At 72.0% G+C, this 25,825-nt stretch carries 23 protein-coding genes; 8 read left to right on the top strand and 15 right to left on the bottom strand.

The window, feature by feature from the left end; all coding sequences use genetic code 11:
- Positions 1 to 39: 39 nt before the first annotated feature.
- From ABKA17_RS25660 to ABKA17_RS25670, 3 genes are all read left to right on the top strand, one after another.
- Positions 40 to 735 (top strand): response regulator, encoded by a 696-nt coding sequence (locus ABKA17_RS25660; protein WP_353694571.1) that lies wholly within the window; start codon positions 40 to 42, stop codon positions 733 to 735.
- Positions 732 to 1,844: a sensor histidine kinase gene (locus tag ABKA17_RS25665; RefSeq protein ID WP_353694572.1), complete on the top strand. Its 1,113-nt coding sequence runs from the start codon at positions 732 to 734 to the stop codon at positions 1,842 to 1,844. Before ABKA17_RS25660 ends, ABKA17_RS25665 begins: the two co-directional genes overlap by 4 nt.
- 221 nt (positions 1,845 to 2,065) lie before the next feature.
- On the top strand, positions 2,066 to 3,307 hold the full coding sequence (locus ABKA17_RS25670) for a DUF418 domain-containing protein (protein ID WP_353694573.1): 1,242 nt from the start codon (positions 2,066 to 2,068) through the stop codon (positions 3,305 to 3,307).
- A 48-nt stretch (positions 3,308 to 3,355) separates the two neighbouring features.
- Here the strand turns inward: ABKA17_RS25670 and ABKA17_RS25675 are convergent, their stop codons facing one another.
- On the bottom strand, positions 3,356 to 4,165 hold the full coding sequence (locus ABKA17_RS25675; protein ID WP_353694574.1) for an ABC transporter ATP-binding protein: 810 nt from the start codon (positions 4,163 to 4,165) through the stop codon (positions 3,356 to 3,358).
- 2 nt (positions 4,166 to 4,167) lie between these two features.
- Entirely contained in the window at positions 4,168 to 5,979 is a 1,812-nt protein-coding gene (gene leuA, locus ABKA17_RS25680) for a 2-isopropylmalate synthase (RefSeq protein WP_353694575.1), read from the bottom strand.
- Between the two features lie 186 nt (positions 5,980 to 6,165).
- On the opposite strand from leuA, the gene ABKA17_RS25685 reads away from it, so the two are divergent.
- Positions 6,166 to 6,855, top strand: a complete 690-nt coding sequence (locus tag ABKA17_RS25685; RefSeq protein WP_353694576.1) for a FadR/GntR family transcriptional regulator — start codon at positions 6,166 to 6,168, stop codon at positions 6,853 to 6,855.
- Positions 6,856 to 6,890: 35 nt separating this feature from the next.
- Here the strand turns inward: ABKA17_RS25685 and ABKA17_RS25690 are convergent, their stop codons facing one another.
- From ABKA17_RS25690 to ABKA17_RS25700, 3 genes are all read right to left on the bottom strand, one after another.
- Positions 6,891 to 7,628, bottom strand: a complete 738-nt coding sequence (locus ABKA17_RS25690; RefSeq protein WP_353694577.1) for a GAF and ANTAR domain-containing protein — start codon at positions 7,626 to 7,628, stop codon at positions 6,891 to 6,893.
- A 42-nt stretch (positions 7,629 to 7,670) separates the two neighbouring features.
- Positions 7,671 to 8,441, bottom strand: coding sequence for a GAF and ANTAR domain-containing protein (locus tag ABKA17_RS25695; RefSeq protein ID WP_353694578.1), 771 nt, complete (start codon positions 8,439 to 8,441; stop codon positions 7,671 to 7,673).
- 249 nt (positions 8,442 to 8,690) lie between these two features.
- Complete coding sequence (locus tag ABKA17_RS25700) at positions 8,691 to 9,419, bottom strand: anti-sigma factor antagonist (protein WP_353694579.1); 729 nt, start codon at positions 9,417 to 9,419, stop codon at positions 8,691 to 8,693.
- Positions 9,420 to 9,555: 136 nt separating this feature from the next.
- Between ABKA17_RS25700 and ABKA17_RS25705 the strand changes: the two genes are divergently transcribed.
- Positions 9,556 to 9,903 carry a helix-turn-helix transcriptional regulator gene (locus tag ABKA17_RS25705; protein WP_353694580.1) on the top strand — a complete coding sequence of 116 codons (348 nt, stop codon included), beginning with the start codon at positions 9,556 to 9,558 and terminating at the stop codon, positions 9,901 to 9,903.
- A gap of 67 nt (positions 9,904 to 9,970) precedes the next feature.
- Here the strand turns inward: ABKA17_RS25705 and ABKA17_RS25710 are convergent, their stop codons facing one another.
- The 3 genes from ABKA17_RS25710 to ABKA17_RS25720 form a co-directional block, all read right to left on the bottom strand.
- Entirely contained in the window at positions 9,971 to 12,361 is a 2,391-nt protein-coding gene (locus ABKA17_RS25710; protein WP_353694581.1) for a M4 family metallopeptidase, read from the bottom strand.
- A gap of 243 nt (positions 12,362 to 12,604) precedes the next feature.
- Positions 12,605 to 13,477: an LLM class flavin-dependent oxidoreductase gene (locus tag ABKA17_RS25715; protein WP_353694582.1), complete on the bottom strand. Its 873-nt coding sequence runs from the start codon at positions 13,475 to 13,477 to the stop codon at positions 12,605 to 12,607.
- Between the two features lie 89 nt (positions 13,478 to 13,566).
- Positions 13,567 to 14,253, bottom strand: a complete 687-nt coding sequence (locus tag ABKA17_RS25720; protein WP_353694583.1) for an ANTAR domain-containing protein — start codon at positions 14,251 to 14,253, stop codon at positions 13,567 to 13,569.
- A gap of 218 nt (positions 14,254 to 14,471) precedes the next feature.
- Between ABKA17_RS25720 and ABKA17_RS25725 the strand changes: the two genes are divergently transcribed.
- Positions 14,472 to 14,825: an STAS domain-containing protein gene (locus ABKA17_RS25725; protein ID WP_353694584.1), complete on the top strand. Its 354-nt coding sequence runs from the start codon at positions 14,472 to 14,474 to the stop codon at positions 14,823 to 14,825.
- Positions 14,822 to 15,745, top strand: a complete 924-nt coding sequence (locus ABKA17_RS25730) for an anti-sigma factor RsbA family regulatory protein (protein ID WP_353694585.1) — start codon at positions 14,822 to 14,824, stop codon at positions 15,743 to 15,745. The genes ABKA17_RS25725 and ABKA17_RS25730 overlap by 4 nt, the downstream gene beginning before the upstream one ends.
- Positions 15,746 to 15,765: 20 nt before the next feature.
- Here ABKA17_RS25730 and ABKA17_RS25735 read toward each other — a convergent pair whose 3' ends face one another.
- The 5 genes from ABKA17_RS25735 to ABKA17_RS25755 form a co-directional block, all read right to left on the bottom strand.
- Positions 15,766 to 17,175: a sensor histidine kinase gene (locus ABKA17_RS25735; protein ID WP_353694586.1), complete on the bottom strand. Its 1,410-nt coding sequence runs from the start codon at positions 17,173 to 17,175 to the stop codon at positions 15,766 to 15,768.
- Positions 17,176 to 17,215: 40 nt separating this feature from the next.
- Positions 17,216 to 18,259 carry a rod shape-determining protein gene (locus ABKA17_RS25740; RefSeq protein ID WP_353694587.1) on the bottom strand — a complete coding sequence of 348 codons (1,044 nt, stop codon included), beginning with the start codon at positions 18,257 to 18,259 and terminating at the stop codon, positions 17,216 to 17,218.
- Positions 18,260 to 18,465: 206 nt separating this feature from the next.
- Positions 18,466 to 19,815 (bottom strand): carboxyl transferase domain-containing protein, encoded by a 1,350-nt coding sequence (locus tag ABKA17_RS25745; RefSeq protein ID WP_353694588.1) that lies wholly within the window; start codon positions 19,813 to 19,815, stop codon positions 18,466 to 18,468.
- Complete coding sequence (locus tag ABKA17_RS25750; protein ID WP_353694589.1) at positions 19,808 to 21,256, bottom strand: acyl-CoA synthetase; 1,449 nt, start codon at positions 21,254 to 21,256, stop codon at positions 19,808 to 19,810. The genes ABKA17_RS25745 and ABKA17_RS25750 overlap by 8 nt, the downstream gene beginning before the upstream one ends.
- Positions 21,257 to 21,298: 42 nt before the next feature.
- Positions 21,299 to 22,693 carry an SLC13 family permease gene (locus tag ABKA17_RS25755; protein WP_353694590.1) on the bottom strand — a complete coding sequence of 465 codons (1,395 nt, stop codon included), beginning with the start codon at positions 22,691 to 22,693 and terminating at the stop codon, positions 21,299 to 21,301.
- 189 nt (positions 22,694 to 22,882) lie between these two features.
- Here ABKA17_RS25755 and ABKA17_RS25760 point away from each other — a divergent pair, with 189 nt between their 5' ends.
- The gene (locus ABKA17_RS25760) at positions 22,883 to 23,593 is read left to right on the top strand and encodes a FadR/GntR family transcriptional regulator (RefSeq protein WP_353694591.1); all 711 of its coding nucleotides are present in this window, start codon (positions 22,883 to 22,885) and stop codon (positions 23,591 to 23,593) included.
- A 252-nt stretch (positions 23,594 to 23,845) separates the two neighbouring features.
- Here the strand turns inward: ABKA17_RS25760 and ABKA17_RS25765 are convergent, their stop codons facing one another.
- Positions 23,846 to 24,886 (bottom strand): S1 RNA-binding domain-containing protein, encoded by a 1,041-nt coding sequence (locus tag ABKA17_RS25765; protein WP_353694592.1) that lies wholly within the window; start codon positions 24,884 to 24,886, stop codon positions 23,846 to 23,848.
- A gap of 41 nt (positions 24,887 to 24,927) precedes the next feature.
- Positions 24,928 to 25,794 carry an AraC family transcriptional regulator gene (locus ABKA17_RS25770; protein WP_353694593.1) on the bottom strand — a complete coding sequence of 289 codons (867 nt, stop codon included), beginning with the start codon at positions 25,792 to 25,794 and terminating at the stop codon, positions 24,928 to 24,930.
- Between the last annotated feature and the right edge of the window lie 31 nt (positions 25,795 to 25,825).

Genomic DNA, 25,825 nt, shown 5'->3' on the forward strand with positions numbered 1-25,825 from the left:
CCACGTGACTTTAGGGTCGAGTCGGCATGGGCCGTGGGCGTGAACGAGGGTGAGGCGGAGCGCGTGATCCGGGTAGTGGTGGTCGACGACGAGGCGCTCGTCCGCTCGGGCTTCGAACTCATTCTGGGCGCGTCCGAGGACATCGATGTTGTCGCGACCACGAGCGGCGGCGACGCGGTGGCAACCGTCCGTCGGGAGCGGCCGGACGTGGTGCTGCTGGACATCCGGATGCCGGACGTCGACGGGCTCACCGTTCTGCGCGAGGTGCGGACGTTGCCGGATCCGCCGGTGGTGGCGATGCTGACGACGTTCGACGCCGACGAGTACATCCTGACCGCGCTGCACTCCGGTGCGGCCGGTTTCCTGCTCAAGGACACGGAGCCGGAACAACTGGCCCACCTGGTGCGGACCCTGGTCGCGGGCGGTGTGGTGCTGTCGCCCAAGGCGTCGCGGGCGCTGCTGCACAGCCACCCCGGCACCGAGGCTGCCGTCGACGAGGAGGCCGCGCGGGTCCGGCTGCTCACCACGCGGGAGCGCGACGTCCTCGTCCTGGTGGCCAAGGGGCTGTCGAACGCCGACATCGGGGCGCGCATCCATCTGGGGGCGGGCACGGTGAAGGACCACGTCAGCGCGATCCTCACGAAGCTGCGGGTGACGAGCCGGGTGCAGGCCGCGCTGCTCGCGCAGCGGGCCGGGCTGCTCGACGAGCGCACGCGGTCGGAGGCCGGCCGATGAGCCGTGCCCGTACCGGGTGGCAGCGGGTTCCCGCGCCGGTCGTCGACCTCGTCCTGGTGGCGGTGGCGGCCGTGGACGTGCTGGTGGTGGACATGTGGGACCACACCCGCCCCGAGGCCGCGCTGGCCGCGGTCGGCTGCGCCGCGTTGGCGTCCCGGCGCAGGTTCCCGCTCGGCGTCTTCCTGCTCACCCTGCCCGTCGCGCTGATGCAGGATGTCGCTGTCGCTGTGCTCGCGGCGCTGTTCACGCTGGCCGAACGCTCCCGCGACCGCCGTCTCCTCACGGTGTGCGTCGTCCTGGCTGCCGTCGCGAGCAGTACGCCGTGGCCCCTGGCCGATGCGGACCGGACCATGGCGCTGGTCTTCTTCGTGTACGGCCTGGCAACCAGCGTCGCCCCCGTCCTGTTCGGCCAGCTTCTCCAGGCACGACGGGACCTGGCGCGGCGGCTGGTCGAGGTCGAGGAGGCCAGGGAGCACGAGCGGACCCTGCACGCCCAGGCCGTGCTCGCCCGTGAACGCGCCCAGCTGGCCCGCGAGATGCACGACGTGGTCTCCCACCAGGTCAGCCTGATCGCCGTACGGGCCGGGGCGTTGCAGGTCGCCGCCAAGGACGCGGACGCCAAGGAGGCCGCCCGCACGATCCGTTCGCTGAGCGTCACCACCCTCGACGAGCTGCGCACCATGGTCACGCTGCTGCGCGCCTCCGGCGGCGAGTCCACCGAGCTGACGCCGCAGCCCACCTTGGCCGACCTGCGCAAACTGGTGGAATCCAGCGGCACTCACACAGAGCTGACGGGTGAGCTGCCGGCCACCGTGGGCACCCCCGCCCAACGCGCCTTCTACCGCACGGTTCAGGAGGCGCTGACCAACGTCCGCAAGCACGCCCCCGGCGCCGACGCTCGCGTGGAGCTGTGGCAGGACGCGGACGGTATCGGAGTGACCGTCACCAACACCCCTCCCACGCGCCCTTCCCTCTCCCTGCCCGGATCCCAGCAGGGCCTGGTCGGTCTGCGCGAACGGGCCGAGATCCTGCACGGCACCCTGGACGCAGGCCCGACCGCGCAGGGCGGCTACCGGGTGCGGCTGAGGGTTCCCCTCAGCGCGGACTGACCTGCCCGACGGCGTCGAGTTGCGAGGTCGCCTCGTCGTGCCTCCAGCCTTCAAGCCCGGCCGCTACGCGCCCATCCGGCAACCGTCGGGTCCACCCCCGCCAAGTGGCTGAACAACACCGCCCGTCCGCCGGTCGGCAGGGCGGTACCCGCCGATCGGCGGGGGAGAGCCCGAAGACTGCCGGATGGTCCGTCCCGGGACGCCCACGCGAGGTTCTTCGTATGACACAGACACAGCCGCCGCAGGAGACGTCAGCTCCGCAGGAGAACTCGCCTCCGCCGCCCCGGACCTCCCCCGACTCCCCGGCCTCGTCCGGTCCCTCGACGGGGCGCCTCGTCGGGGTGGACCTGGCTCGCGCGCTGGCGGTGTTCGGCATGTACATCGTGCACATCGGCCCCCCGCTGTCCGCCACGACCGGCGTCGCCGGCTGGATCCGATACATGTCGGACGGCCACTCGTCGGTCCTGTTCGCCACCCTCGCCGGGTTCTCACTGATGCTGCTCGCCGGCCGCCGCGAGCCCAAGACCGGCCAGGCGGGGCGGCAGGCGAGGGCCCGCATCGCGATCCGCGCCGTGATCCTGCTGGCGCTGGGCACCGTGCTGGCGATGGAGTACGGGGGCGTGATCATCCTCGGCTTCTACGGCGTCTACTTCCTTCTCGCCCTGCCCCTGGTCCGCCTGAGCGCCAGGACCCTCGCGATCATCGCGGCCGCGTTCGCCGTCGTCACACCGCAGCTGGCGTTCGTCCTCAACTCGCTCCTGACCCCGTCGGTCCAGCAGAGCATCAACACCTACGACCCGCTCCGCCACCTCAGCGAGGTCGGCGTCCTCGATCTGCTGCTCACCGGCTTCTACCCGGCGCTCACCTGGCTGTCGTTCGTCATCGCGGGCATGGCGCTGGGCCGCCTCGACCTCTCCCGCGGCACCGTCCAGAAGCGCCTGGCCGCGCTCGGCGCCACCCTCACCGCGGCCGCCTACGGCATGTCCCTGCTGCTCGCCGGCAAGGGCGCGTTGCGGAGCCTCGCGGAGGACGGGTCGTCGTCCGGCGGCTCCGGGTCGATGCCCCTCGACGGCGGGTCGTTCCCCGACATGTCGTCGTCGATGCTCCTGACGGCCGGCCCGCACAGCGGCACCACGTTCGACATCATCGGCAGCGTCGGCATCGCGATCCTCGTGATCGTGGGCGCGACGGTGGCGATGGACCGCCTGCCGCGACTGCGCCGCCTGGCCAAGCCGGTCATCGCCGTGGGCACCATGTCCCTGACCGCCTACGTCGGCCACTTCCTCGCACAGACCGCACTGTCCACGCCCGCCGGAACCGGCACCCAGCAGTCCTGGCTGCCCGTGATCATGTACATCCTCGCAGCCATCCTGTTCGCCACGATCTGGTCCCGCTTCTTCCGCCGCGGCCCCCTGGAGTACCTGCTCAACGCCGCCACCAAGCCCGCGAAGCGCATCCGATAAGGGGTCTGACCTGCAAATATGCTGTTCTCGAGAGCAGGTGTCGGCCCTTCAGTCGAGCCGCGTTCCGGGCGGGCGGCCGGTGCGCACGCTCCAGCGGCCGTCGGTGCGGGACAGGTGGATCGGGTGGTCGAAGCACTTGCTGACCTGATCGCTGGTCAGGACGGCTTCGGCGGGGCCGGAGGCGAGGCAGCGTCCATCTCGTAGGAGCATCACGTGGGTGGTGCCCGTGGGGAGTTCCTCCAGGTGATGGGTGACCAGCACCGACGCGAGATCCGGGTAGGTGCGCTGAAGGCTGTCGAGCCGCTCGATGAGCTGCTCGCGGCCGGCCACGTCCAGCCCGGTCGCGGGTTCGTCGAGCAGCAGCAAGCGTGGACTGGGCATCAGGGCGCGGGCGATGAGCGTACGGCCGCGCTCTCCCTGGGACAGCGTCGGCCACCGTGCCGAGTGACGCTCACTCAAGCCGAGCAGGGCAATGAGGCGGTCGGCCGTCGCGACCTGCTCGGCCGTCGGGCGCCGGCGGGGGACCGGTTCGGTGGTGTTGGTCAGTCCGGTCAGTACGACGTCCCGAACCGTCAGCGGTGAGCGGAGCGGATGCCTGGGATTGACGTGACCGACGTAGGAGCGCAGCTCTCGCAGGTCGACCCGTCCCAGCTCGTGGCCCAGTACCCGCACCGTGCCGCGGGTCGGGTGGGTGAGTGCTCCGAGGAGACCGAGGAGGTTCGTCTTTCCCGCGCCGTTGGCGCCGAGCAGCGCCCAGTGCTCGCCGGCCCGGACGGTCAGTGACACCTCGCGGAGAATCGGATTGCCCTCGCGGACGAGGTCCACGTCATGCGCGTGGAGCACCGGAGTCTCGTTCATGGTCAGGCTCGCCCGGCCCGGTTGACGGCCGCCATGACCGCGTGCACCGACGCGGTCAGGACCGAGGTGTCCCAGCCCGCTCCCCAGTGCGTGGTGCCGTCCACCCGGCACTCGGCGTAGGCGACGGCCGGGCTGCCGGGGCCGGTGGTGGTGGAGTGCTCGCTGTAACCGAGGATGTCGACCGAGATGCCCGCGGTACGCAGCGCGTCGGTGAGGGCGGACAGTGGCCCGTTGCCGGTCCCCAGGCAGGAGCGCACCTGCCCGTCGGCGCGCAGCGCACAGGTGAACCTGTGCTCACCGGGGCCGGTCTCCTCGGTGCTCCACGACTCCAGCGTGACCGGACCGTCCTGGGCCGGGGCGGTGTAGGTGCCGCGGAAGAGCTCCCACAGCTCCTTGGGCGTGAGCTCCCGCCCGGTCGCGTCGGTGACCTGCTGCACCGTGCGGGAGAAGTCCGGGCGCATGCCCTGGGGCAGGTCCATGCCGTGGTGGGTGTGGAGCAGGTGGGCGATGCCTCCCTTGCCGGACTGGGAGTTGATGCGGATGACTTCCTCGTACGTGCGGCCGATGTCGGCGGGGTCGATGGGCAGGTACGGCACCGTCCATGGGGCCTGACCGGCGGGGATCCCCAGTTCGGCGGATGTCTTGGCGTGCTGGGCCATGCCCTTGGCGATGGCGTCCTGGTGGGTGCCGGAGAAGGCTGTGTGGACGAGGTCGCCGACGTAGGGGTGGCGCGGGTGCACCGGCAGTCGGTTGCAGTGCTCCACCACCTCGCGCACCGTGTCGATGTCGGAGAAGTCGATCATCGGGTTCACGCCCTGCGTGTACAGGTTGAGGGCCAGGGTGACCAGGTCGACGTTCCCGGTGCGCTCGCCGTTGCCGAACAGGCAGCCCTCCACGCGCTGTGCCCCGGTCAGGACGGCGAGTTCGGCGCAGGCGACGCCGGTGCCGCGGTCGTTGTGCGGATGGACGGAGAGGATCACGGACTCACGGCGTGCGAGATGGCGGTCCATGTACTCGATCTGGTCCGCGTACACGTTCGGGGTGGCGATCTCCACCGTGGCCGGCAGATTGTGGATCACCGGCCGGTCCGGGCTCGCGTCCCACAGCTCGGTCAGGCCGTTGCACACCTCCAGGACGAAATCCGGCTCCGTGAGGTTGAAGACCTCGGGGGAGAACTCGAACCGGATGTCGGCCTCGGGGTGCTCCTCGGCCCGCCGCATCAGGTGGGCGGCGGCGTCCCGGATCAGCTCGTGGACTTCGGCGCGGGACCGCCCCAGGACCACGTTCCGCCAGGTGGGCGCGGTGGCGGTGTAGAGGTGCACGACAACGTGGTCGAGTCCTTCGACGGAGGCGACGGTCCGGTCGATCAGGTCCGGGCGGGCCGCCGTGAAGACCGAGATGGTCACGTCCTCGGGCACCGCGCCGCTGCGTGCCAGGTGTCGTACGAAGTCGAAGTCGGTCTGGCTGGCGGAGGGGTAGCCGACCTCGATCTCCTTGAAGCCCATCGTGACCATCAGGTCGAACATACGGCGCTTGCGCTCGGTGTCCATCGGCTCGGCCAGCGCCTGGTTGCCGTCCCGCAGGTCGACCGGAACCCACAGCGGGGCCTGCCGGAGCCGGCGCGACGGCCAGGTCCGGTCCGTCACGGGCAGGGCGACCCGGGTGTGTGCGGGCTGGTAGCGGTGGTGCGGCATCGCGCTCGGGCGCTGGGGGTTCCAGCCCGGCGCGTCCGCCGGAAGGTCGCCGGACGGGGTGCGCAGGGTGGGGAACGCCGTGGTTTCCACCGAGGAACGTGCTGTGGACGATGCGGCCATGATGCGGAGCTTCTTTCGGTCGGCCATCGAGGACCGGCGCAGCCCGAAACCCGCTGCGGGGGGCCGGTCGTGTCAGGCCCCGCAGCGGCAGGCAAGGAGAAGAAGCTCGCGCAGCGGCATGCCGGGTACAGTAACGGCAGTCGAACTCCTCAGACAACCTGAGAGGTGTAGATAGGTGAGCGTCACATGTCACTAGGTGCCTTGCGGCCGTCCCCGTTGGTCGAGCAGGCGACAGAGCGGTTGCGTGAACAGATCACCGGCGGTGACTGGGTCGTCGGGACGAAGCTTCCCGGCGAGACCTCGCTGGCCAAGTCGCTGGGCGTGGGACGCTCCACGGTCCGCGAAGCGCTCCGGGCGCTCGCCGGGGCCGGACTGGTGCAGCCGCGCCAGGGCTCCGGTGTCTTCGTCATCGCCACCAGCCCCAAGGAGGACTGGTCCACTCGGCTGCGCCGGGCCGCCATCACCGACGTCTACGAAGTGCGCATGCTCGTCGAGGTCGAGGCCGCGCAGCTGGCCGCCCGACGCCGCACCGACGAGGACCTTCGTGCCCTCGACGTGGCCCTGGCCAGGCGCCGGGACGCCGCGAACGCGAGCGACGCCGCGTTCGTCGACGCCGACATCGCGCTGCACGCGGCAGTGGTCGCCGCCGCGCACAACCCCGTACTCACGGGCCTGTTCACCGAGTTCGTGCCCGTGCTGCGACAACGGCTCGGAGACCTGGTGGAGTTGCTCGATCTGCGCGCGGGTGATCCGAACCACGGCGACGACGGGCACGCGGCGCTCGTGGACGCCGTGGCGCGAGGGGACGCGGAGGGGGCCGGGCGCGCGCTCGGGGAGGAACTGAGGCGGACACTTGCCCAACTCCGTTCCCTCTGACTGGCGAGCTCCTTCAGCAATCTTGGGGGCGGTGCTCAGTCCGGGGCTCGGGTGCCGACGACCGCGTCCGGTGGCATGGTGCGGTTGACCAGGTTGCGTATCGTCGTGGCGAGGGAGACCCGGTGGCGGGCGGCGTAGGCGGTCAGGAGGCGTCCGGCGTCGCCGATCGAGACGCCCGCGTTCTCGGCGATGATGCCCTTGGCGATGTCGAGAGCGGCCTTGGCGGCGATGGCGCTCTGCACGCGGGTGATGACGTCGTCGCCGCGGGTCGGTTCGGTGGACCAGTGCATCAGGGCCAGGGCGGAGGAGTCCGCGAGGGCCTGGGCGAGGTGCATGTCGTCGTCGGGCAGTGCCCCGACGTCGGCGTTCAACAGGGTGACGGCGCCCAGCGGACGTTCGTGGAGACGGACCGCGACGGTGTGCAGGGACCGGTAACCCGCCTCGGACATGGCGACGGCCAGCTTCGGCCAGCGGGCCCGCTCGGTCCGGATGTCGGGGACGTCGCGGGCCTCCCCGGTGCGGAAGCAGTCCATGCAGGGGCCGCGTCCGCTCTGCATCTGGAGCAGCTCGACGAACGCCGCTCCGTCGTCGGTGGCGGCCATGGTCTTCAGGCTGCCCCGGGCGTCGGCGATCATCACGGCCGCCGCGTCCACCTCCAGCAGGCCCCGGCAGGCGTGGACCAGACGGTTGAAGAGGTGGAGCGGGTCGAATTCCGGTGCGTAGGTGTCCGACAGCTCGACGAACGCCTTCGCCAGCTGTCGCTCGCGGTTCATGATCGCCTCCCGGGCGATGTCGTCACAGGTGCGGCTGGTGGCTCAGTCATGGCGCATGTCCATCGTGCGGTTCACGACGTCGCGCGCGACCTCGGACGTGGTGCGGCCCTGTGCGAAGGCCCGGGCGCGCAACCGCAGGAGGGCTTCCTCGGCGCTCACATCCAACTGCACCATGATCATTCCGGTGGCCTGGTGGATCTCCTCCCGGTTGGATTCGACTCCCTCCAGCCACGTTACGACTCCTTCGGGGTTCGCAGAAGTGTGGTCCAGGGCGGCGACGGCCAGCGTGAGGGCGTCGGCGACCAGCAGTGCCGTACGGATGTGATCGCTGCTCAGCGAGCCGGCGGTGCGGCGGTACAGGTCGAGGGTGCCCAGGGCCCGTCCGGCGCCCGTGAGGGGGAACGAGAAGACGGCTCCCGCGCCCGCCCTGGTCGCCTGGACGGAGAACACCGGCCAGCGGCGGACGTCGGGGACGCTCGTCAGGTCGGCCGCGAACACCGGGGCCAGCAACCGGACGGCCTTCGTGCACGGGCCCTCGCCGAGCGTGTACTGGATCTCCGACAGGCGGGTCGCCACGTCGTCGCTCGCGCAGAGCAGGACTCCGGCCTCGCCGGTCTCGCCGATGACCGACACCGACAGTCCGGAGACGTGCGGGAGCAGTGCCACGCAGGCCCGGCACAGGGCCCGGGGAGCGTCGGTGGGAGGCACGTCGCGTACCGTGCCGATGATCTCGCGGGCGATCTGGGCTCTCTGGAGGAGCGCCTCGTCCTCGGTCTCCTCGCCGCCGGACCCGTCGTCGGCCAGCTCACTCACCTCCCCACGGGGGCATCCGTCGCCGTCGATCCGATCTTGCCCCATCGGCGGGACTTCGTTCGCGCGGGCGGCGTGTCCCGTCGCGTACGGCGCGTCCGGGGTGCCCGGTGGCCGGGACGGGTCGGGGTGCCCGGCAGCGCGCTCCCCGGTCCGTCACCTGCCCGAGTCCCCGAGCGGCCGCGCTGGGAAACGCCGCGTGCGGCGCGGAACCGGTGACCATCCGCGGAGCGTCCGGAAGCGAACCGGTCGTCAGCTCGCCGCCCCGTCGCGCTCGGCGGTGATGTGGGCCACGGCGGTGGAGAGCTGTTGGCGGACCGGCTCGGGCAGGGCGTCGCCGCGGACGGAGTCGACCAGCTGCTGTGCGCCGCGGTGCAGCTTGGTGTTGGTGTTCTGCGAGGTCATCACCAGGACGTTCCAGGCCTCCTCCGCGCTGAGCGAGAAGGTGGCCATCAGGATGCCGCGGGCCAGGTCGATGAGCCCGCGGGTCTGCATGGCCCGCCGCAGCTGCGCGACCTCGATCCGCGGGTCCGGCCGGGGCTGGTCGGAGCCCACCGCGGCGGCCTCGGAGTGCGAGGCGTCGTCCTGCTGGTCCACATCACCCTCCGGTTCGAACAGGGAAAGGGTGCCGGTGAGCGCGAACACGCGCTCGGCGGCAGGGCTGATGCTGCGGATCGTGGCCGTCTTGGACTGGTCCAGGGCTTGCTGCCGGATCGCCAGCAGGGCGTTGAGCCCGGAGCAGTCGCAGAACTCGACGCCCGAGAGGTCCAGGTCGACGCCCTTGCCGGAATCGGTGAGCGCCGAGCGCAGGGCCCGCTGAAGCCGCTGGTCGGCGGCGAGGTCGAGATCGCCGCTCACCGTGACCACCGTCCGGTCGCCGTCGAGACGGGCGCAGACCGTGAGCCGTGCCAGGCCGTCGTCACCGGCGAGGCTCGTGCATCCGTTGGCTGGCCCGGCACAGCAGCGTGCCGACTTGGGCATGGTCCACTCCCCAGGGCTGGAACACCCGTGTTTTCCGACGTCACCAGATTCACCCGCACGCTAACTCACGTCAAGAGATACGTGAAATTGGCTTCATGTATTTTCATGCGTGAATCTCTGGGCGTACGATGCGCTCATGAGTGCAGCGACGGAACCGCACAACGGGTGGACCTTCATCACCAACCACGCGCGGGTACTGGCCGCCATCGCCGAGAACCAGAGCGCGCGGGTCCGCGACATCGCCGCCCACTGCCGGCTCACGGAGCGCGCCGTCCAGAAGATCATCTCGGATCTCGAGCAGAGCGGATACCTGTCCCACACACGCGAGGGGCGCAGCAATACGTACCGGATCGAGGAGGGGAAGATCCTGCGTCATCCCGCCGAGGCCGGGCTTACGGTGGCCTCCCTGCTCGCCCTGCTCGTCCAGGTGGACGGTCACCACGAGGGCATGTCCCGCGTCGGGGCGGCCGCCGAAGAGGCGTGAGCGGCCGGGGCCACGCGCGACGACGCGGGCCCCCGGACGGGACCCGCGTCGCGGTGTGCGGGGAGTGTCAGCCGGTCGTCAGGGCGGTGTCGTCCACGACGAAGCTGGTCTGGAGCGAGGAGTCCTCGACACCCGTGAACTTGAGGGTGACCGTCGAGCCCGCGAGGGACGACAGGTCGAAGGTCTTCTGGGTGTAGCCGGAGGCGGCGTTGAGGTTCGAGTACGTCGCCAGCGTCGTCGAACCGGCGGTGACCGTGAGCTTGTCGTACTGGGTGCTCGTGGTCGTCTCCGCCGTGTCGATGTGCAGGTAGAAGGTGAAGGTGGCCTTGCAGCCGCTCGGGATGGTCACCGACTGCGAGAGCGTGTCGGTGTGGGTGGAGCCGTAGCCGTCCAGCCAGGCCTTGTAGGAGCCGGTCCGGGCCGCCTGGCTGCTGGAGCTGGTGATGACGCCGCTGCTGGCGGTCCAGGTGGTGTTGCCCGACTCGAAGCCCTGGTTGCCCAGGAGCTGGGCCGAGGTGCAGGTGCCGCCGCCGCTCGCGCTGACCGTCCAGGTGAAGGCGGCGGTGCCGGTGGCGCCCGTGCTGTCGGTCACCGTGACGGTCGTGCTGTAGGTGCCCGCCGTCGTCGGGGTGCCGGAGATCGCGCCCGTGGAGCCGCTGATCGACAGGCCGGTCGGCAGGCCGCTCGCCGCGTAGGTCAGGGAGCCGCTGCTGGTGCTGCTCGCGCTGATCTGGAGGCTCACCGCGGTGCCGACGGTCGAGGACTGGCTGCCCGGGTTGGTGACGGTGACGCCGGTCGTCGGGACCGTGATGTGGCTGCCGACGTTGATGCCCGCGAAGGCGTTGCCGACCCCGGCGTACTGGGTGGAGCCGGTGCCGTACAGGTCGGCCGCGGCGCTCAGGGCGGCGGTGCGGGCGCCCGAGTACGAGGTGCTGGACGTCATGTACGTGGTCAGGGCCCGGTACCAGATCTGGAGGGCCGCGGCCCGGCCGATGCCGGCGACCGCGACGCCGTCGGAGGTGGGGCTGTTGTAGGTGACCCCGTTGATGGTCTTGCTGCCGCTGCCCTCGGAGAGCAGGTAGAACATGTGGTTCGCCGGGCCCGAGGAGTAGTGGACGTCGAGGTTGCCGATACCGGAGTACCAACTGTCCGCGGAGGAGCCGTCCTTGTCGGGCTCGTCCATGTAACGCAGCGGTGTGCCGTCACCGTTGATGTCGATCTTCTCGCCGATGAGGTAGTCGCCGACATCGGTGGAGTTGGCCGCGTAGAACTCCACGCCGGTGCCGAAGATATCGGAGGTCGCCTCGTTCAACCCGCCTGACTCACCTGTGTAGTTGAGATCGGCGGTGTTGGAGGTGACGCCGTGCGTCATCTCGTGGCCGGCCACGTCCAGCGAGGTCAGCGCGTGGGTGCCGCCGGTGCCGTCGCCGTAGGTCATGCAGAAGCAGTCGTCGTCCCAGAAGGCGTTGACGTACGCCGAGCTGTAGTGGACGCGGCTGTAGGCGGCGACGCCGTCGTTCTTGATGCCGCTGCGGCCGAAGGTGTTCTTGTAGAAGTCCCAGGTGGTCTGCGCGCCGAAGTGGGCGTCCACACCGGCGGTCTGGGTGTTGGAGCCGGAGCCGGTGCCCCAGACGTCGTCCGTGTCGGTCATCAACGTGCCGGTGCCGGATGTGCCGTTGTTGAGGCTGTACGTCTTGTGACCGCCGCGCGTGGTGTCGTACAGCTGGTACGTCGAGCCCGACAGCGTGGTGCCGATGGTGACCGTGCCGCTGTACTGGCTGTTGCCGGTGCCGGTCTTGATGTCCTCGTACTGGTAGAGCTCCTTGCCGGTGGCGGCGTCGGTGACGACGTGCAGTCGGCTCGGGGTGCCGTCGTGCTGGAGGCCGCTGACGACGGTCTCCCAGGCGAGCTTCGGGTTGCCGGCGCCGGCCCAGATCACCTTGCGGGCGCTGTCGGCGGCGGGCGACTTCGCGTCGTGCGCCTTGGCGGCCCGCAGGGCCTTGGTCTCGGCGGACGACTTGGCGAAGGCCGCGGTGGTGGAGGCGACCTTCACGGTCCTCTTGTTGTTGAAGGTGGTGCGCACCGTGCCGGCGGCCACGGAGGCCGGCGGGGTGTGCACGACCAGGTCGCCGCCGAGGACCGGCAGGCCGGCGTAGGTGCGTTCGTAACGGGTGTGCAGGGTGCCGTTGTTGTCCTTGACGACGTCCTTGACGAGCAGCTTCTCCTTGGCGCCGAGGCCTAGGGAGTCGGCCGTGGCCGCGGTCTGCCTGGATGCCTTCTTCAGCAGCGCCGCGTGCTGGGCCGGGGTGAGGTCGGCCGGGAGGCCGCCGGTGCGCAGGGGACTCGCGTGGGGGGCGGTCTCGGCGGCCGCGGGGACCGTCTGGGTGCCGAGCGCCAGCAGCGCGGCGGTGGCCGCCAGGGCTGCGGCGGTGGTCGCCGGGCGGGGGGTACGTCTCACTCTTGCTCCTCCTGCGACGGCCGCGCGTCGGCGGCCGGTGACAGACCGGGCAGACGGGATGTGCTGTCCGGGTCGCGCTGAGCAGGGCGGTGCGGAACCGAACCTCCGTGCACGGCGTGGGGCGCCTGTGCGCGGGGTGGAGGAAGAGTGGCAGAGTTGACGGTGGCATGCCATTCGGTCGGGAGTCATTCGAGGGTTATCCCTCTATGACCCCGCTGACCTGTGCGTTTGCTGTGGAACCGGTCAGCGTTCGACGGCCCCCAGGACGGCTTCCAGCTGCCGCAACGGCTCGGAGCCGACGAAGCGGAGTACGACGGTGTCGGCCCCGGACGCCCGCAGCGCACCGATCCTCTCGGCGGCCCCGGCGGCGTCCCCGGAGACGGTGAAGACCTCCTCCTGCGGGCGGCCCAGCCAGGCGCCGTGGCCCTCGGTGTGCGGATGCAGGGTCCGCGCCACTTCCTGCGGGTCCTCGCCCACACAGGCGAAGGCGAACACGTTCAGCGAGTGGCCCTCACCCGCGCCGCCCTTGGCGAGCAGCGCCCGGATGTTCTCCAGGTCCCCAGGACCGTGCCCCTCGGCGATCAGCGTGCCGTCCGCGACCCGACCGGACAGCTCCAGCGAGCGCGGCCGCACCACCCCCGCAACCAGCGGCGGCGGCTCGGCGGGCGGATGCACGAGCTTCACGCCGTCGATCCGCACCTCCCGCCCCTCCAACGTGACCCGCTCCCCACGCAGCAGCGCGCCCACAGCGGTGATCGTCTCCTCCAGCAGGGACAGCGGAGAGCGCGGCGCGACCCCCACCTGCTCCATCCACTCCCGTACGCCATGACCGATCCCGGCCACCAGCCGGCCCGGGAACACCCGTGCCAGCGTGGCCAGTTCCATCGCGAGAAGGGCTGGGCTGCGCAACGGCGCCGGTGCGATCCCGATGCCCACCCGCAGCCGCTCGGTCGCGCCGAGAGCCACGGCCGCCGCGGACACCCCGCCGTTCCAGCTCAGGTCCTCGACCACCCACAGGTCGTCCGCGCCGAGCGCCTCGGCCCGCCGCGCGAACTCGGGCAGCCCCTCGGGGGCCCAGTCGCGGTCGTACATCACACCGATCCGAAGATTCGTCATGCGTCGGAACCTACGGTCAGGCCGAGGAAGTGATCAACGGCTTTGCCGGTACGGGGTCGGCTTTCGGCCTGCGCGCGGGCGCCGCCGCCTCAGTTCAGACAGCTTTTGACCGCCGTACGCAACGCCGTGCGGACCTCCTGTGGCGGCGGCGGGCCGTCGGACTCCGTGCCCGCGGTGAGGACCGCGGCGACGGTGCGCAGCTTGGTGTTGGAGAGCTGGGACGTCGTCCGCAGGATGGCCCAGGCCTCCTCTGACGTGCACGAGTGGGCGGCCATCAGGATGCCGCGGGCCTGGTCGATGACGGGCCGGGAGACGATCGCCCGGCGGAGCTGCCCGACCTCCTCGCGCAGCAGATGGAGCTGTTCCGCGCGCTCCAGCGCCACCGCGGAGGAGGCCGGGGGAGCGGGCTCGGGGCCGTTCGGGCGCGGTGCCGTCCGCAGTGGATCGGCGGTGTCCAGGCCGGCGAGCTCCAGGATCCGGCGCGGCTGGCCGGTCCAGCGGGTGGCGGCCACCGGTATGCGCCGCCGTTGCCGGTAGGCGTCCAGGAACTCCAGGAACTGGAGCCCGGCCGTGTCCATGAACACCACACCCGTCATGTCCAGCTCGACCCGGCGGACCCCCTCCGGCAGCGCCGACAGGGTCTCGTCCAGGACGGCCGCCGAGCCGTGCACCAGCTCGCCGCGCGGCCGTAGCTCGGCCCGGCCGGCGTCCGTACCGCCATCGATGACCAGGGTGTTCAACCGCCTCGCGAGCGGTGTGTGTGCCGCTGAGATCATGTCCCCGCCTCGTCGGTCCCCGACCGTCGTCACGCTGTTGGGCCTCCTTCGTGCCGCCGGGTTCCGGACGGAGCCATGGGCCTCGGTGCCGCGGGGACCCGGCGGTGCCGACGATGCGCATGCCCGACCCGGCACGGGCTACACCCGCGGTCGGGTGGATTGACCGGCTTGGGTCGGGGGTATGCGCGTTTTCGTCCATGAGAGCAGCGGGAGACGGAGTGCATCTTCATCACCGACCGCCCCTCGACGCGACCGGGGCCCCGCCGCGGCTCGCGGTGTCCGTGCTGCCGGGGCGCACCGGTATGCGCGCCGTGGGCGAGGTGGGTCTGGCCACCCACGGGATCTGGAAGCACGCGCTGGACCGGGCCGTGTACGCGCGTGCCGACGTCTACCGTCTGGAGCTGTCCGCCGTGACCTTCGTCGACGTGGCGGGCGCCGACGCGCTCGCGGCCGCCGCGCGGCGACTGGAGGAGGGCCGCTTGTTGGAGCTGTACCGTCCGCCGCCCACGCTGAGCCGGACGCTGGAGATGTTCTGGCCCGGGCTGTCGGGGATCGAGGTGTCGCTGTCATGACCGCCACGTTCCTGCACCCCGCGCTGTTCTACACCGACGCCGGGGACTACCTCGCCGGCACGGTCCCCTTCGTCCGGGAGGGACTCGCGGCGGGCGAACCGGTCGCGGTCGCCGTACCGGGCGACAACCTCCGGCTCATCCGCGACGCGCTCGGCGACGCCGCCGACGCCGTACGGCTCCTGGACATGCGGGAGGCCGGCCGCAACCCCGGCCGGATCATCCCCGGCGTGCTGCGCGCCTTCGCCGACGCCCAGCCGGCCGGCCGCCGGGTGCGGATCATCGGCGAACCGATCTGGGCCGGCCGCAGCACCGGCGAGTACCCCGCGTGCGTCCAGCACGAGGCGCTGATCAACGCCGCCTTCGAGGGCCGGCACGCCACCATCCTGTGCCCCTACGACATCCGGCGTCTCGACGAGCAGGTGCTCGCCGACGCCTACGCCACCCACCCCACCGTCATCCCCTCCGGCGGTGCTCCTGAACGGGAGAGCGGCGGCTACGCCCCCGACGCCGTCGTGGCCCGCTACAACGAGCCGCTGCCGGCCGTCGCGGACGTGCTGTCCCTCTCCTTCGACGCCGGATCGCTGTCCGAGGTCCGCCATCTGGCGACCGCCGAGGGCGCGCGGCTCGGGCTGACCGGGGTCGCGCTGGAGAACCTCACCCTGGTGGCGGCCGAGCTGACCACCAACAGCGTGGTGCACGGCGGCGGCTCGGGAACCCTGCGGGTGTGGGCCGAGGACGAGTACGCGGTGTGCGAGGTACGGGACAAGGGTCGGCTCGCCGATCCGCTGGCGGGACGCCGGCCCGCGGCACGGGACCAGCGCGGCGGGCGCGGGCTGCTGCTGGTCAACCTGGTCGCGGACCTCGTACGGATGCACACCGGCGAGGAAGGCACGACGGTGCGCTGCTGGTTCGCGCGCTGACGGCATGGGCGTCGCGTCGCTCAGAGCGGCGCCTGCCAGGTCACCGTCGTCCCCGTACCGTCGCCGCGGCTGTCGTCGTCGGTGTCCCCGTCGTCGTACACCGTCAGCCGTACGCCCTCCCGGCCGTCCGGCAGGGTCGCCGTCGCGTCGACCGTGACCTCGATGCGGGAGACGCCGGGCCGGCGGGAGGCGGTGGCGAGGGCGCGGCGCAGGGCGGTCAGGAGATGGCCGGCGGTCCGCTCGCGGACCCGGTTCTCGACGGCGCCGGTGAACCGCGTGGACGGGGCGAAGCCCAGTAGGGCCGCCGCCCCCGCCGTCTCCCGGAGCACCTTGCCCCGGAAGGTGGTCGGGGCGTCCGCGGGCGGCTGTTGCAGCGCGAAGATCGTCGTACGGACCTCCTGGACGGTCGACTGGAGCTCGTCGACCGCCCGCCCCAGCGTCTCGTGGACGTCGCCCTCCTCGCTGCGGCGCCGGGTGGACTCCAGCATCATGCCGGTGGCGAACAGCCGCTGGACCACGAGGTCGTGCAGGTCGCGGGCGATACGGTCGCGGTCCTCGAAGACGGCGAGGAGCTCACGGCTGTGCTGGGCGTCGGCGAGCACCAGAGCGAGCGCGGCCTGCGAGGCGAACTGGACCGCGAGGAGGCGTTCCACGGAGGTGTACGGGCGGTCGCCGCGCCGGCGCGGCAGCGCGAGGGTGCCGATCAGCCGGCCGTCGGCCTGGAGCGGCAGCATCATGCTGGGCCCGAACCGGTGGCGCACCGGCGTCGTCATGCGCGGGTCGGTCGCCGAGTCGTCGACGAACACCGGTTCACCGCCGAGGAGTTGCTCGAGGACCGGGCTGCCGGGCGCGATGGTCGTGCCGACGATGTCGCCCGGATCGCCGTACGTCGAGGCGGTCACGATCTCCATGCCGCCCTCCTCGGTGGGCTGGAGGATGACACCCGCGGCGGCGTCGGCGAGGAGCCGGGCGCGTTCGGCGACCGTGGTGAGCGCGTCGGCCGCGGACCCCTCGCCGAGCAGCGCGGTCGTGACGGCTGCCGCGCCCTCGATCCACCGTTCGCGCTGCCGGGCCGCCTCGTAGAGCCGGGCGTTGCCGATGGCGATGCCGGCCTGGGCGGCGAGGACGTGCAGGAGCGTCTCGTCCTCGGCGGTGAACCGGTCCTTGCCGGCGAGGTGGAGCCTGCCGAACTCCTCGTCCCGGACGTGGATCGGCACGGTGAGCGCGCCCGTGGCGGGCGGTACGGCACCCGGGGTGCGGATCTCGCTGAGCCCGTCCTGCCCCGGGTCGGTCGTGCCGAGCGCGGCGTACCGGGCGCCGGTGAGGTCGGCGGCGGCGTCCACGATGTGCTGGAGGGTGGTGCGCAGTTCGAGGTCGGTGCCGACGCCGAGGACGGCTTCGAGGAGTGGGGGGAGGGGGTCGTGGGACATACCGTCGGTGCTGGGGCCGGGCTCGGATCCGGGACCGGCGTCAGTCGGTCAGCGGGCTCAGGGCCAGCGGTTCGATACGGCCCTCCAGCATCGCGCCGAGTCCCTCCACCGCGCACACCTCGGGCCGTTCGGCGATGTGCACCGGCATACCGGTCGCGTGCCGCAGCATCTGGTCGAAGCCGGGGAGCAGGGCGCTGCCGCCGACCATCATGATCCCGCGGTCGGCGAGGTCGGCCACCAGGTCGGGCGGGCAGTCCCGCAGCACCTTGCCGATGCCGTCGAGCACGGCGGTGAGCGGCGTCTGGATCGCGTCGCGGACGGCGGCGGTGTCGACCTGGACCGAGCGGGCGAGACCGGTGGCGACGTCACGGCCGTGGATCTCGGTTGAGGCGGGGCCCGAGGCGGTCAGACCGTTGCCGGACAGGGCGAGCTGGAGCGGGCGTACGGACTGGCTCGGCAGCATCAGCTCGTGCTGGTGGCGCAGGTGCTGCACGATCGCGTGGTCCACGGCCTCACCGCCGACGGGGATGCGTACGGCGTTGACGATCGAGCCGAGGGAGAGCACGGCGACCTGGGTGGCCGCGGCACCGCAGACCAGCACCATGGTCGCCTCGGGGCGCTCCACGGGCAGCCCGCAGCCGACGGCCGCAGCGATCAGCGTGTCGACCAGCTCCACCCGGCGGGCGCCCAGCCCGACCATCGTCTCGATGCAGGCGCGCTGGGCGAGAGGGTCGGCGTCGTGCGGGGTGCAGGCGGCGGCCCGCAGGATCGGCTTGCGGCGCAGCGAACGGCGGATCTTGTCGCCGAGCAGGTGCCGCAGCATGCGCTGCGCCATCTCGATGTCGACGACGGTCCCGCCGGAGACGGGCCGTACGACCCGGATGTAGTCCGGCGTCCGGCCCGTCATCTTCTCCGCGAACTCGCCCACCGCGATCAGCGCGCCGGTCCGGGTGTTCACGGCGGCGACGGACGGCTGGTCGACGACGAGCCCGGCGCCCTTCACGTACACCCGCGTCCTCGCCGCACCCAGATCGACGGCGAAGTGGCAGCGACGCAGCTGCTCCAGACTGGCGGTGGCGGTCATGGGCGGGCCTCCCGAGAGCACAGACCGTGGCCGCGCCGGGCGGCGGGGCTCATTGGCATCGTCCGGGGGGCGGGGGTGGGGCGCCTTCTGGAGGGGGCCGGGTGGGGAGCGACTGAATGGGGGGTTTTGCGGCTTATGTCCCATATAAATCTGGCGTAAAGATTCTGATGTGGGGTCAGCGGAGGAGTCGGCCGATGCCCGCCAGTTCAGGGGAGCGATGAGCCCTCTGTCCGGATCACGCCCAGCTCGGCCAGGTCCTGCGGTCGCACGCGGAGTTGGTCGGCCGTCGCCGCCGTGTCCTCCGGTGGGCGTTTCAGGATGGCCGCTGCCGACTCCGGGGCGATGACGGAGAAGTAGCTGTCGGGGGCGGCCCAGGTGTTGTCGGGGGCGGCGAGGGCCAGGGCGCCGCCGGAGCCGCCCTCGCCGATGAGGAGGGTGGTGATCGGGGTGCGGGCGGAGGCCACCGTGGTGAACAGTTCGGCGATGGCCGCTCCCGCGCCCTGGCGTTCCGCCTCCGCGTCGTTGGCGGCGCCCGGGGTGTCCACGAGGGTCAGCACCGGGATACCGAGGCGGTCCGCGAGGCGGATCAGGCGGGCGGCGGTGCGGTAGCCGGCCGGGCGGGTCGGGGTGCCGGTCTGGGCGGCGTAGGCGACCGTCCGGCCCGCGTGTTCCCCGAATCCGCACAGCATCCCCGGGTCCGTGCCGCCGCAGCGGTCGCCGGAGAGGGCGAGCCGGTGGGTGAAGTAGGAGTCCAGGTAGCGGTCGGCGCGGGGGCGCTGCGGGGAGCGGGCCCGCTGGACGGCTTCCCAGCCGGTGCGGGGGAGGTCCGGTGCGGGGGACGGGCCGGGGTGGCGTGGTAGCGGCGCCTCCAGGGCCGGGGAGGTCAGTAGGTGGAGCCAGTGGGACAGGGTCTGCCTCAGGTCTTCCGGTCGTACGAGTGCGTCCACCGCCCCCGCCGCGAGCTGCGCCTCCGCCGTGTACGCCGCCGGGTCCGCGTCCGGGGGGCGGACCCTGGAGCCCGCGAAGCCGATCTGGGCGCCGGGGAGGGTGAGGATGATGTCGGCGCCCGCGCCCAGGGTGGCCCAGCCGCCGCCTGTGGTCGGGTCCCGCAGGACCGCGATCTGCGGTAGGCCCGCCTCGCGGGTGAGGACCGACTGGCGGGCCACGCGCTGGAGTTGGGTGAGGGCGAGCATGCCCTCCTGCATGCGGCTGCCGCCCGTGGCGACCAGTGGCACGACCGGGAGGCGGTGGGCGCGGGCGTAGGTGTACGCCGCCTCCAGGCGGTCGCCGGTGCGTACGCCCAGCGAGCCGCCGAGGTAGCCGAACTCGAAGGCGAGCAGGACCGCGCGCACGCCCCCGACATGTCCCGTCCCGCACACCACCGACTCCTGCTCGCCGGTGCGCTCGGCCGCTCGGGCGCGTGCGGCCTCGTAGCCCTCCCAGGCGAGCGGGCCGTCGGGGCCGAACTTGCCGTCGGGTGCGGGGAGTTCGGTGAAGTCGTCCGTGATCAGGGCGAGGATCTCGCGGGCCGAGCGGCGATCGGTGGGCTCAGTCACGGGTCAGCGCCCGCTTCATGATCTTCCCCATGTCGTTGCGGGGGAGAGAGTCCAGGTAGTGGACGATGCGCGGGCGCTTGTGCGGGGCGAGCCTTCGGGCCACGTGATCGGCCAACTCCTCTGCGGAGGGAGGTGATTGCGGATCCGTCGGCACGATCCAGGCTACGATCCGCTCGCCCAGGTCGGCGTCCGGCTCCCCGGTGACCGCCGCCTCCCGCACCCCCGGGTGTTCGAGGAGCGCGTTCTCGATCTCGCCCGCCCCGATCTTGTAACCCCCGCTCTTGATCAGGTCGGTGGCCTTGCGGCCGACGATCCGGACGTATCCGTCGGACTCGCGCACCGCCATGTCCCCCGTGCGGAACCAGCCGTCCTCAGTGAACGCGGCCGCCGTGGCGTCGGGCCGGTTGAGGTACTCGGTGAACAGGTTCGGCCCGCGCACCTGGATCTCGCCCACGGTCTCCCCGTCGTACGACGTGATCGGCGCCCCGTCCTCCTCCACCAGCCGCAGCTCCACCCCGGGCAGCGGCACGCCGACCGTCCCCGCGCGGGCCTCGCCGTCGGCGCGGACGCTCGTGTTCATGAGGGTCTCCGTCATGCCGTAGCGCTCGATGACGCGGCGGCCGGTCGCGGCGGCGATCCGCTCGTGGTCGTGCACGGGCAGCGCGGCCGAGCCCGAGACCAGCAGCCGGGCCCCGCTCAGGGCCTTCGCCAACTCCGGTTCGGTGGCCAGGGTTTCGGCGATCCGGTGGTACATCGTCGGGACGCCGAACAGCATGGTCGCGCCGTCGTTCAGTTCACGCGCCACGCCCTCGGTGCTGAACCGGCCGAGGTGGCGGACCGAGCCGCCGCGGCGCAGGGGGCCGAGGATGCCCAGCACCAGGCCGTGGACGTGGAAGAGGGGCAGGCCGTGCACCAGGACGTCCTCGCCGGTCCACCGCCAGGCGTCCGCGAGTGCGTCCAGGGTGGTGGCGACGGCGCGGCGGGGGATGACGGCGCCCTTGGGCGGGCCGGTCGTACCGGACGTGTAGACGACCAGCGCGGGATCGCCCTCCTGGGCGCGGCCGGTGGGAGCAGGGGCGGACGTGTCGTGCACGTCGACTTCTGCGCGCTCCAACTCCCGTGCTGCCGCCGGGAGTTCGGCGCCCGGTGCCGCCAGCAGCAGTGTCGGCGCGCTGTCGGTCAGGATGTGCCCGAGTTCCTTCTCGCCGGACTTCGGGTTGAGCGGCACCGCGGCGACCCCGGCCTCCAGCGCCGCCACCACGGCCACCGCGGTCTCCAGCTCGGATGTCGCCCAGACCGCCACCCGCTGGTGCCGTGCCAGCCGGGCCGCCAGGGCGCCGGTGGTGGCGGCCAGTTGCGCGTAGGTGAGTGAACGGTCGCCGAACCGCAGGGCCGGACGGTTCGCCGTGGTGCCCCTGAGGGCCGGGAAGAGAGAGGTCACGCTGCACAACTCCTGATCTGTCGTCGCCTGTCGGTCCTGGTCCTACCCGATGCCCGGTACGACCAGCACCAGCCACACCACCGCGGGCACCACCGCGACCACGATGCCTCCGTAGACCATCAACTGCCGGAAGAAACGCTCGCGGTCCACGTCCGGTGCCGCCGCCAGGACCAGGGCGCCGTTCGTCGAGAACGGGCTCACGTCCACCACCGTCGCCGACACCGCCAGCGCCGCCACCATGCCGACCGCCCCGATCTCGCCCTGTGCCAGGAACGGCACCGCCAGCGGGATCAGCGCGCCCATGATCCCCACGGAGGAGGCGAACGCCGAGACGATCGCGCCGATGTAGCAGAGCAGTACGGCCGCCAGCAGCGGGACGCCGATGCCGCTGACGCCCTCGCCGGCCCACTTGATGGTGCCCATCTCGTCCAGGACGCCGACGTAGGTCAGGACACCGCAGATCAGCAGCACCGTCGACCAGGCGATCTGGCCGACGGCCGTACGGCTGTCCTCCGGCCACAGGGTGCTCAGGACGACCGCGAGGGTGATGGCGGTGAGCCCCGCGTCCAGGTCGAACACCAGGACGGCGACGACGAGGGCGACCAGCGCGGTGAGGGTGGCGATACGGGCGGGGGTGAGGCGGGTGTCCTCGGGGGCGTCGGGGCGTACGGCCACGGCGGTGGGGGCGGGCCGGGTGCCGGTTGCGGACGTGCCGCCGCCGGATCCCGTACCCGTACCCGTGCCCGTACCCGTACCCGTACCCGCACTCGTACCTGTCTCCGTGCCGCCGCCGCCCGACCCCGTGCCGTCCTCCGCCGTGACCGCTCCCCGCGCCCACAGCTTCGGTCCGCCGAACAGGACGAACACCACCGCCGCGATGACGAGGTTGGCCAGCAGGGAGGCCAGGAACAGGAAGAGTTCGTTGCCCGGGAGCTTCTCGCGCTCCACGATGCCGTTGACGATCGTGCCGTAGATGCTGATCGGCGAGAAGCCGCCGCCCTGGGCGCCGTGCACCACCATCGCGCCCATCAGCAGCGGGCTGATCCCGTAGCGGGCGGCGAAGCTCAGCGCGATCGGCGCGACGATCGCGACCGCGGCCGGACTGACCGCGCCGATCGCCGTGAGCGCGCCGGTGAGGAAGAACATCACCCAGGGGATCAGCGCCACCCGCCCCCGCACCAGCCGGATCGAGGCGTGCACCAGCCAGTCGGTGGTGCCGTTGGCGCGGGCGATCGCGAAGAGATAGGTGACGCCGACGAGGACGACGAAGAGGTCGCCGGGGAAGCCGGCGAAGATGCCGTCCGCGTCGAGGTCGGCGACCAGCTCGCCCACCGCGAAGGCGGCGGCGAAGGCCAGCGCGCCCATGTTCACGGAGCGGGTGGTGGCGATGACGAACACCACGACGAGGACGAGGATCGAGATGAGTTCGGGGGACATACGGGCTCCCGTCTCTGGGTCCCGGAGCGGAGGGGGAAATTGGCTCAGCCACTTGGCCACTGGGGGTGGTTCGTCAGCGTGGTGGGGCGGGCCCGGGGCGTCAAGGGGTTGCGCGAAATTGGCTCAGCCAATTGGCCAATTGACCCATACGTCCGGTGTTACCCTCCCGATGGACGAGGAGGGGACCCCGTGACCGACGCCCTGCGCCCCATGACCAAGCAGCGCCTCTACGAGCAGGTGCTCGACCGGCTGCGGCAGTACGTCGCCGAGACCGGGCTGCGGGCCGGCGACCGGCTGCCGCCGGAGCGCGACCTGGCCACCCGGCTCGGGGTCAGCCGGGCCTCGGTGAAGCAGGCGATCGTGGTCCTGGAGGTGCAGGGGCTGGTCGAGGCGCGGCACGGCGGAGGGACGTATCTCGTCCGGGACAGCCTCGACGTGGAACCGGTCGAGAAGATGGTGGAACGCCGGCGCCGGCTGCCCGACGTCCTGGACGCCCGCGAGGCGCTGGAGACCAAGCTCGCCGAGCTCGCCGCGGAACGCCGTACCGACGAGGACCTGGACGCGATGCGGTCGGCCCTGGAACACATGGCCGGGGAGATCGAGGACGGCGGTCATGGCATCGAGGGCGACCGGCTCTTCCACGCGGCGGTGACGGCGGCCGCGCACAGCGCGCTGCTCGCCGAGTTCATGCGCTCCATCGCCGACCAGATCGCCGAGAGCCGCACCGAGTCCCTGCGCCAACCGCATCGCCCCGACCGCTCGTTGGCCCAGCATCACGCCATCCTCGACGCGATCGCCGATGGGCGTCCCGCCCAGGCGGCCACCGCGATGCGCCGCCATGTCCGTACCGTCGCCAAGGTGCGGCTGCTGGACTGGGAGCCGGAGGACGACGCGCGCTGACCCTCAGAGCCTGTGTCATATCCCCGGCCGGGCGCACGACGCCTGGCACGCACTCCCCCACTGCCCGGAAGGCGTGGGGGGACCCCAGCCGCGTTGCCGAAACACCCACGTGACTCCTCCCCCACTCTCGACTTCGCTCGAGCGGGGGGACCCCCATCGCGGGCGCTCCGGCGCCTTGCGATCTGGGGGTACCCCCTCTGGGGGAGCACCAGACGCCGCGCGCTGATCCGACCGGGGATATGACACAGGCTCTCAGCGCGCGGGGCGCAGCCGGACCCGGCGGCGTACGAGATTGATGTCGGCGACCTCGACGACGAGCTCGGTGCCGACGTCCGGCAGCTCCGGGGCCGCGAGGTCGTCGCGGTGGACGAGGCCCTCGATGCCGTCGGCGACGCGTACGAAGACACCGAACGGGACGACCCTGGTGACCGGCCCCGTCAAAGGACGGCCGAGGGCGGTCCGGGCGAACTCGCCCAGGGGGTCGGGTTCCAGGGCCGCCGTCGAGATCCGGACCTGCGGCCGGAACAGCTCGAAGGCGAGGACCTGCGCGGTCACCTCCTGGCCGACGTGGACCAGTTCGTCGTAGGAGTCGAAGTGGCGCCGGGAGAGCTCGGGGGCGGTGATGAAGCCCTCGCTGCCGTCGAGGTCCACGAACACGCCGAAGCTCTCGATACGGGTGACGACACCCCGTACGACCTGGCCGTACTCGAAGCCCCGCCAGGTCGTCTCGGTGCCGGCGAGGCGGCGCCGGGTGCCCACGAGGGCGGTCAGGCCCGGGGCGAGGGGGAGTTCGACCGTGTCCAGGGCGATGTGCTCCAGCCAGTACCGCCGGTGGTGGTCCACCGGCCCGTCCTCGGACGGCGGCGCGAGGGCGGTGATCACGATCGTGCCGTCCCGAGTCAGCAGACGGGCCGGGTCGGCCGGGGTGTCGTCCGGGGACCCGCCCGTGCCCGCGCCGTCGAGGACGAGGAGGTCGTACGGCCCGCGCTCGCCGATCCGCCGCCAGTCGCCGTCGAGGATCTCCACCTCCGGCCGGTCGGCGAAGACCTCGGCGGCGACGCGGGCGCGTTCCGGGTCCCGTTCGACACCGACGAGCCGTACGCCCTCCCGCGCCCCCGACGCCAGCCAGGCCAGACCCACCCCGCAACCCGTGCCCGTCACACCGACACTCCGCGCGGCGCCGCCCGCCAGGGCGTACAGCAGACGGCCCTGTTCGGGGCGGACGGAGAGGGGGAGGTCGTGGGTGCTGGATGCGGTGAGGGCGCGTTCCACGAGGGGAGGGAGGCGGGTCATGCGCCGATTGTGCCGGGGCACCCGCCTCCCGTCCCCGGGGGTCAGGCGGGGTTGCGCTCCACGGGGATCCACAGTTCCGCGTCCGCCTGTGCCGCGTCCGGTGTCAGCCGGGTGCGCAGCAGTTCGGGGCCCGGGCGGCTGCGATACGGGTTGGACGGGAACCACTGGGTGAACACGTCCCGCCACAGGTACTGGAGCGCCTGCGGGAAGGGACCGGAGTTCTCGAAGACGGCCCAGGTCCCGGCCGGAACGGTCAGCGCGTCCATGTCCTCGGGCGTGGGCGCCCCGGTCACCACCCCGTGCCAGTAGTCGAGTTCGGTGCCCTCCGCCCGGCTCGGGTCGAGTCCGTCGCTCACCCCGAGGATCCCCTGCGGCTCCTGGTCGGCCAGGCTCTCCATGCGCCGCAGTGTCTCCCGGTCGATGCCCCGGATGAAGTCGGCGATCGCCGGGTTCATTCCCTCGTGCACGAGCGGGACCCGTGCCTTCCTGCCGACCACCCGGAACTCGTCCTTCTCCACGATCCGGTATCGCATGCTGCTGTTCCCTTCGACGGTGAGGCGGAAGGAGAGCCGCTGCTGGGAGCGCAGTGCCGCACCGGACCGTCTGGCCTCGCCGGGACCGACGCCGTGCAGGGCGCGGAACGCCCGCGCGAACGCCTCCCCCGAGGTGTAGCCGTAGCGCACCGCGATCTCCAGCAGCGTCCGGTCGCCGGCCAGTACCTCCGCGCCGGCGACCGTGAGCCGTCTGCGCCGGATGTACTCCGACAGCGGCATCCCCGCCAGCGCGGAGAACAGCCGCCGGAAGTGGTACTCCGACGTCATCGCGATCCGGGCCAGTTCGGCCGCCTCGATCGGCCGGTCGAGCCGCTGCTCGACGTGGTCCATGGCCGCGTTCAGCCCTTCCAGCACCCCGGTCTCCTTCCCTTTCGAGCACCACGTT

Origin of the sequence: Streptomyces sp. RG80, from assembly GCF_040446465.1 — a bacterium.
Taxonomy (GTDB): domain Bacteria; phylum Actinomycetota; class Actinomycetes; order Streptomycetales; family Streptomycetaceae; genus Streptomyces.

Bases quoted from the DNA above. Each gene is read 5' to 3' on its own strand.
- ABKA17_RS25665 (WP_353694572.1), top strand. From the start codon at position 732: ATGAGCCGTGCCCGTACCGGGTGGCAGCGGGTTCCCGCGCCGGTCGTC.
- ABKA17_RS25670 (WP_353694573.1), top strand. From the start codon at position 2,066: ATGACACAGACACAGCCGCCGCAGGAGACGTCAGCTCCGCAGGAGAAC.
- ABKA17_RS25675 (WP_353694574.1), bottom strand. From the start codon at position 4,165: ATGAACGAGACTCCGGTGCTCCACGCGCATGACGTGGACCTCGTCCGC.
- leuA (WP_353694575.1), bottom strand. From the start codon at position 5,979: ATGGCCGCATCGTCCACAGCACGTTCCTCGGTGGAAACCACGGCGTTC.
- ABKA17_RS25685 (WP_353694576.1), top strand. From the start codon at position 6,166: ATGTCACTAGGTGCCTTGCGGCCGTCCCCGTTGGTCGAGCAGGCGACA.
- ABKA17_RS25690 (WP_353694577.1), bottom strand. From the start codon at position 7,628: ATGAACCGCGAGCGACAGCTGGCGAAGGCGTTCGTCGAGCTGTCGGAC.
- ABKA17_RS25700 (WP_353694579.1), bottom strand. From the start codon at position 9,419: ATGCCCAAGTCGGCACGCTGCTGTGCCGGGCCAGCCAACGGATGCACG.
- ABKA17_RS25705 (WP_353694580.1), top strand. From the start codon at position 9,556: ATGAGTGCAGCGACGGAACCGCACAACGGGTGGACCTTCATCACCAAC.
- ABKA17_RS25715 (WP_353694582.1), bottom strand. From the start codon at position 13,477: ATGACGAATCTTCGGATCGGTGTGATGTACGACCGCGACTGGGCCCCC.
- ABKA17_RS25720 (WP_353694583.1), bottom strand. From the start codon at position 14,253: ATGATCTCAGCGGCACACACACCGCTCGCGAGGCGGTTGAACACCCTG.
- ABKA17_RS25730 (WP_353694585.1), top strand. From the start codon at position 14,822: ATGACCGCCACGTTCCTGCACCCCGCGCTGTTCTACACCGACGCCGGG.
- ABKA17_RS25735 (WP_353694586.1), bottom strand. From the start codon at position 17,175: ATGTCCCACGACCCCCTCCCCCCACTCCTCGAAGCCGTCCTCGGCGTC.
- ABKA17_RS25740 (WP_353694587.1), bottom strand. From the start codon at position 18,259: ATGACCGCCACCGCCAGTCTGGAGCAGCTGCGTCGCTGCCACTTCGCC.
- ABKA17_RS25755 (WP_353694590.1), bottom strand. From the start codon at position 22,693: ATGTCCCCCGAACTCATCTCGATCCTCGTCCTCGTCGTGGTGTTCGTC.
- ABKA17_RS25765 (WP_353694592.1), bottom strand. From the start codon at position 24,886: ATGACCCGCCTCCCTCCCCTCGTGGAACGCGCCCTCACCGCATCCAGC.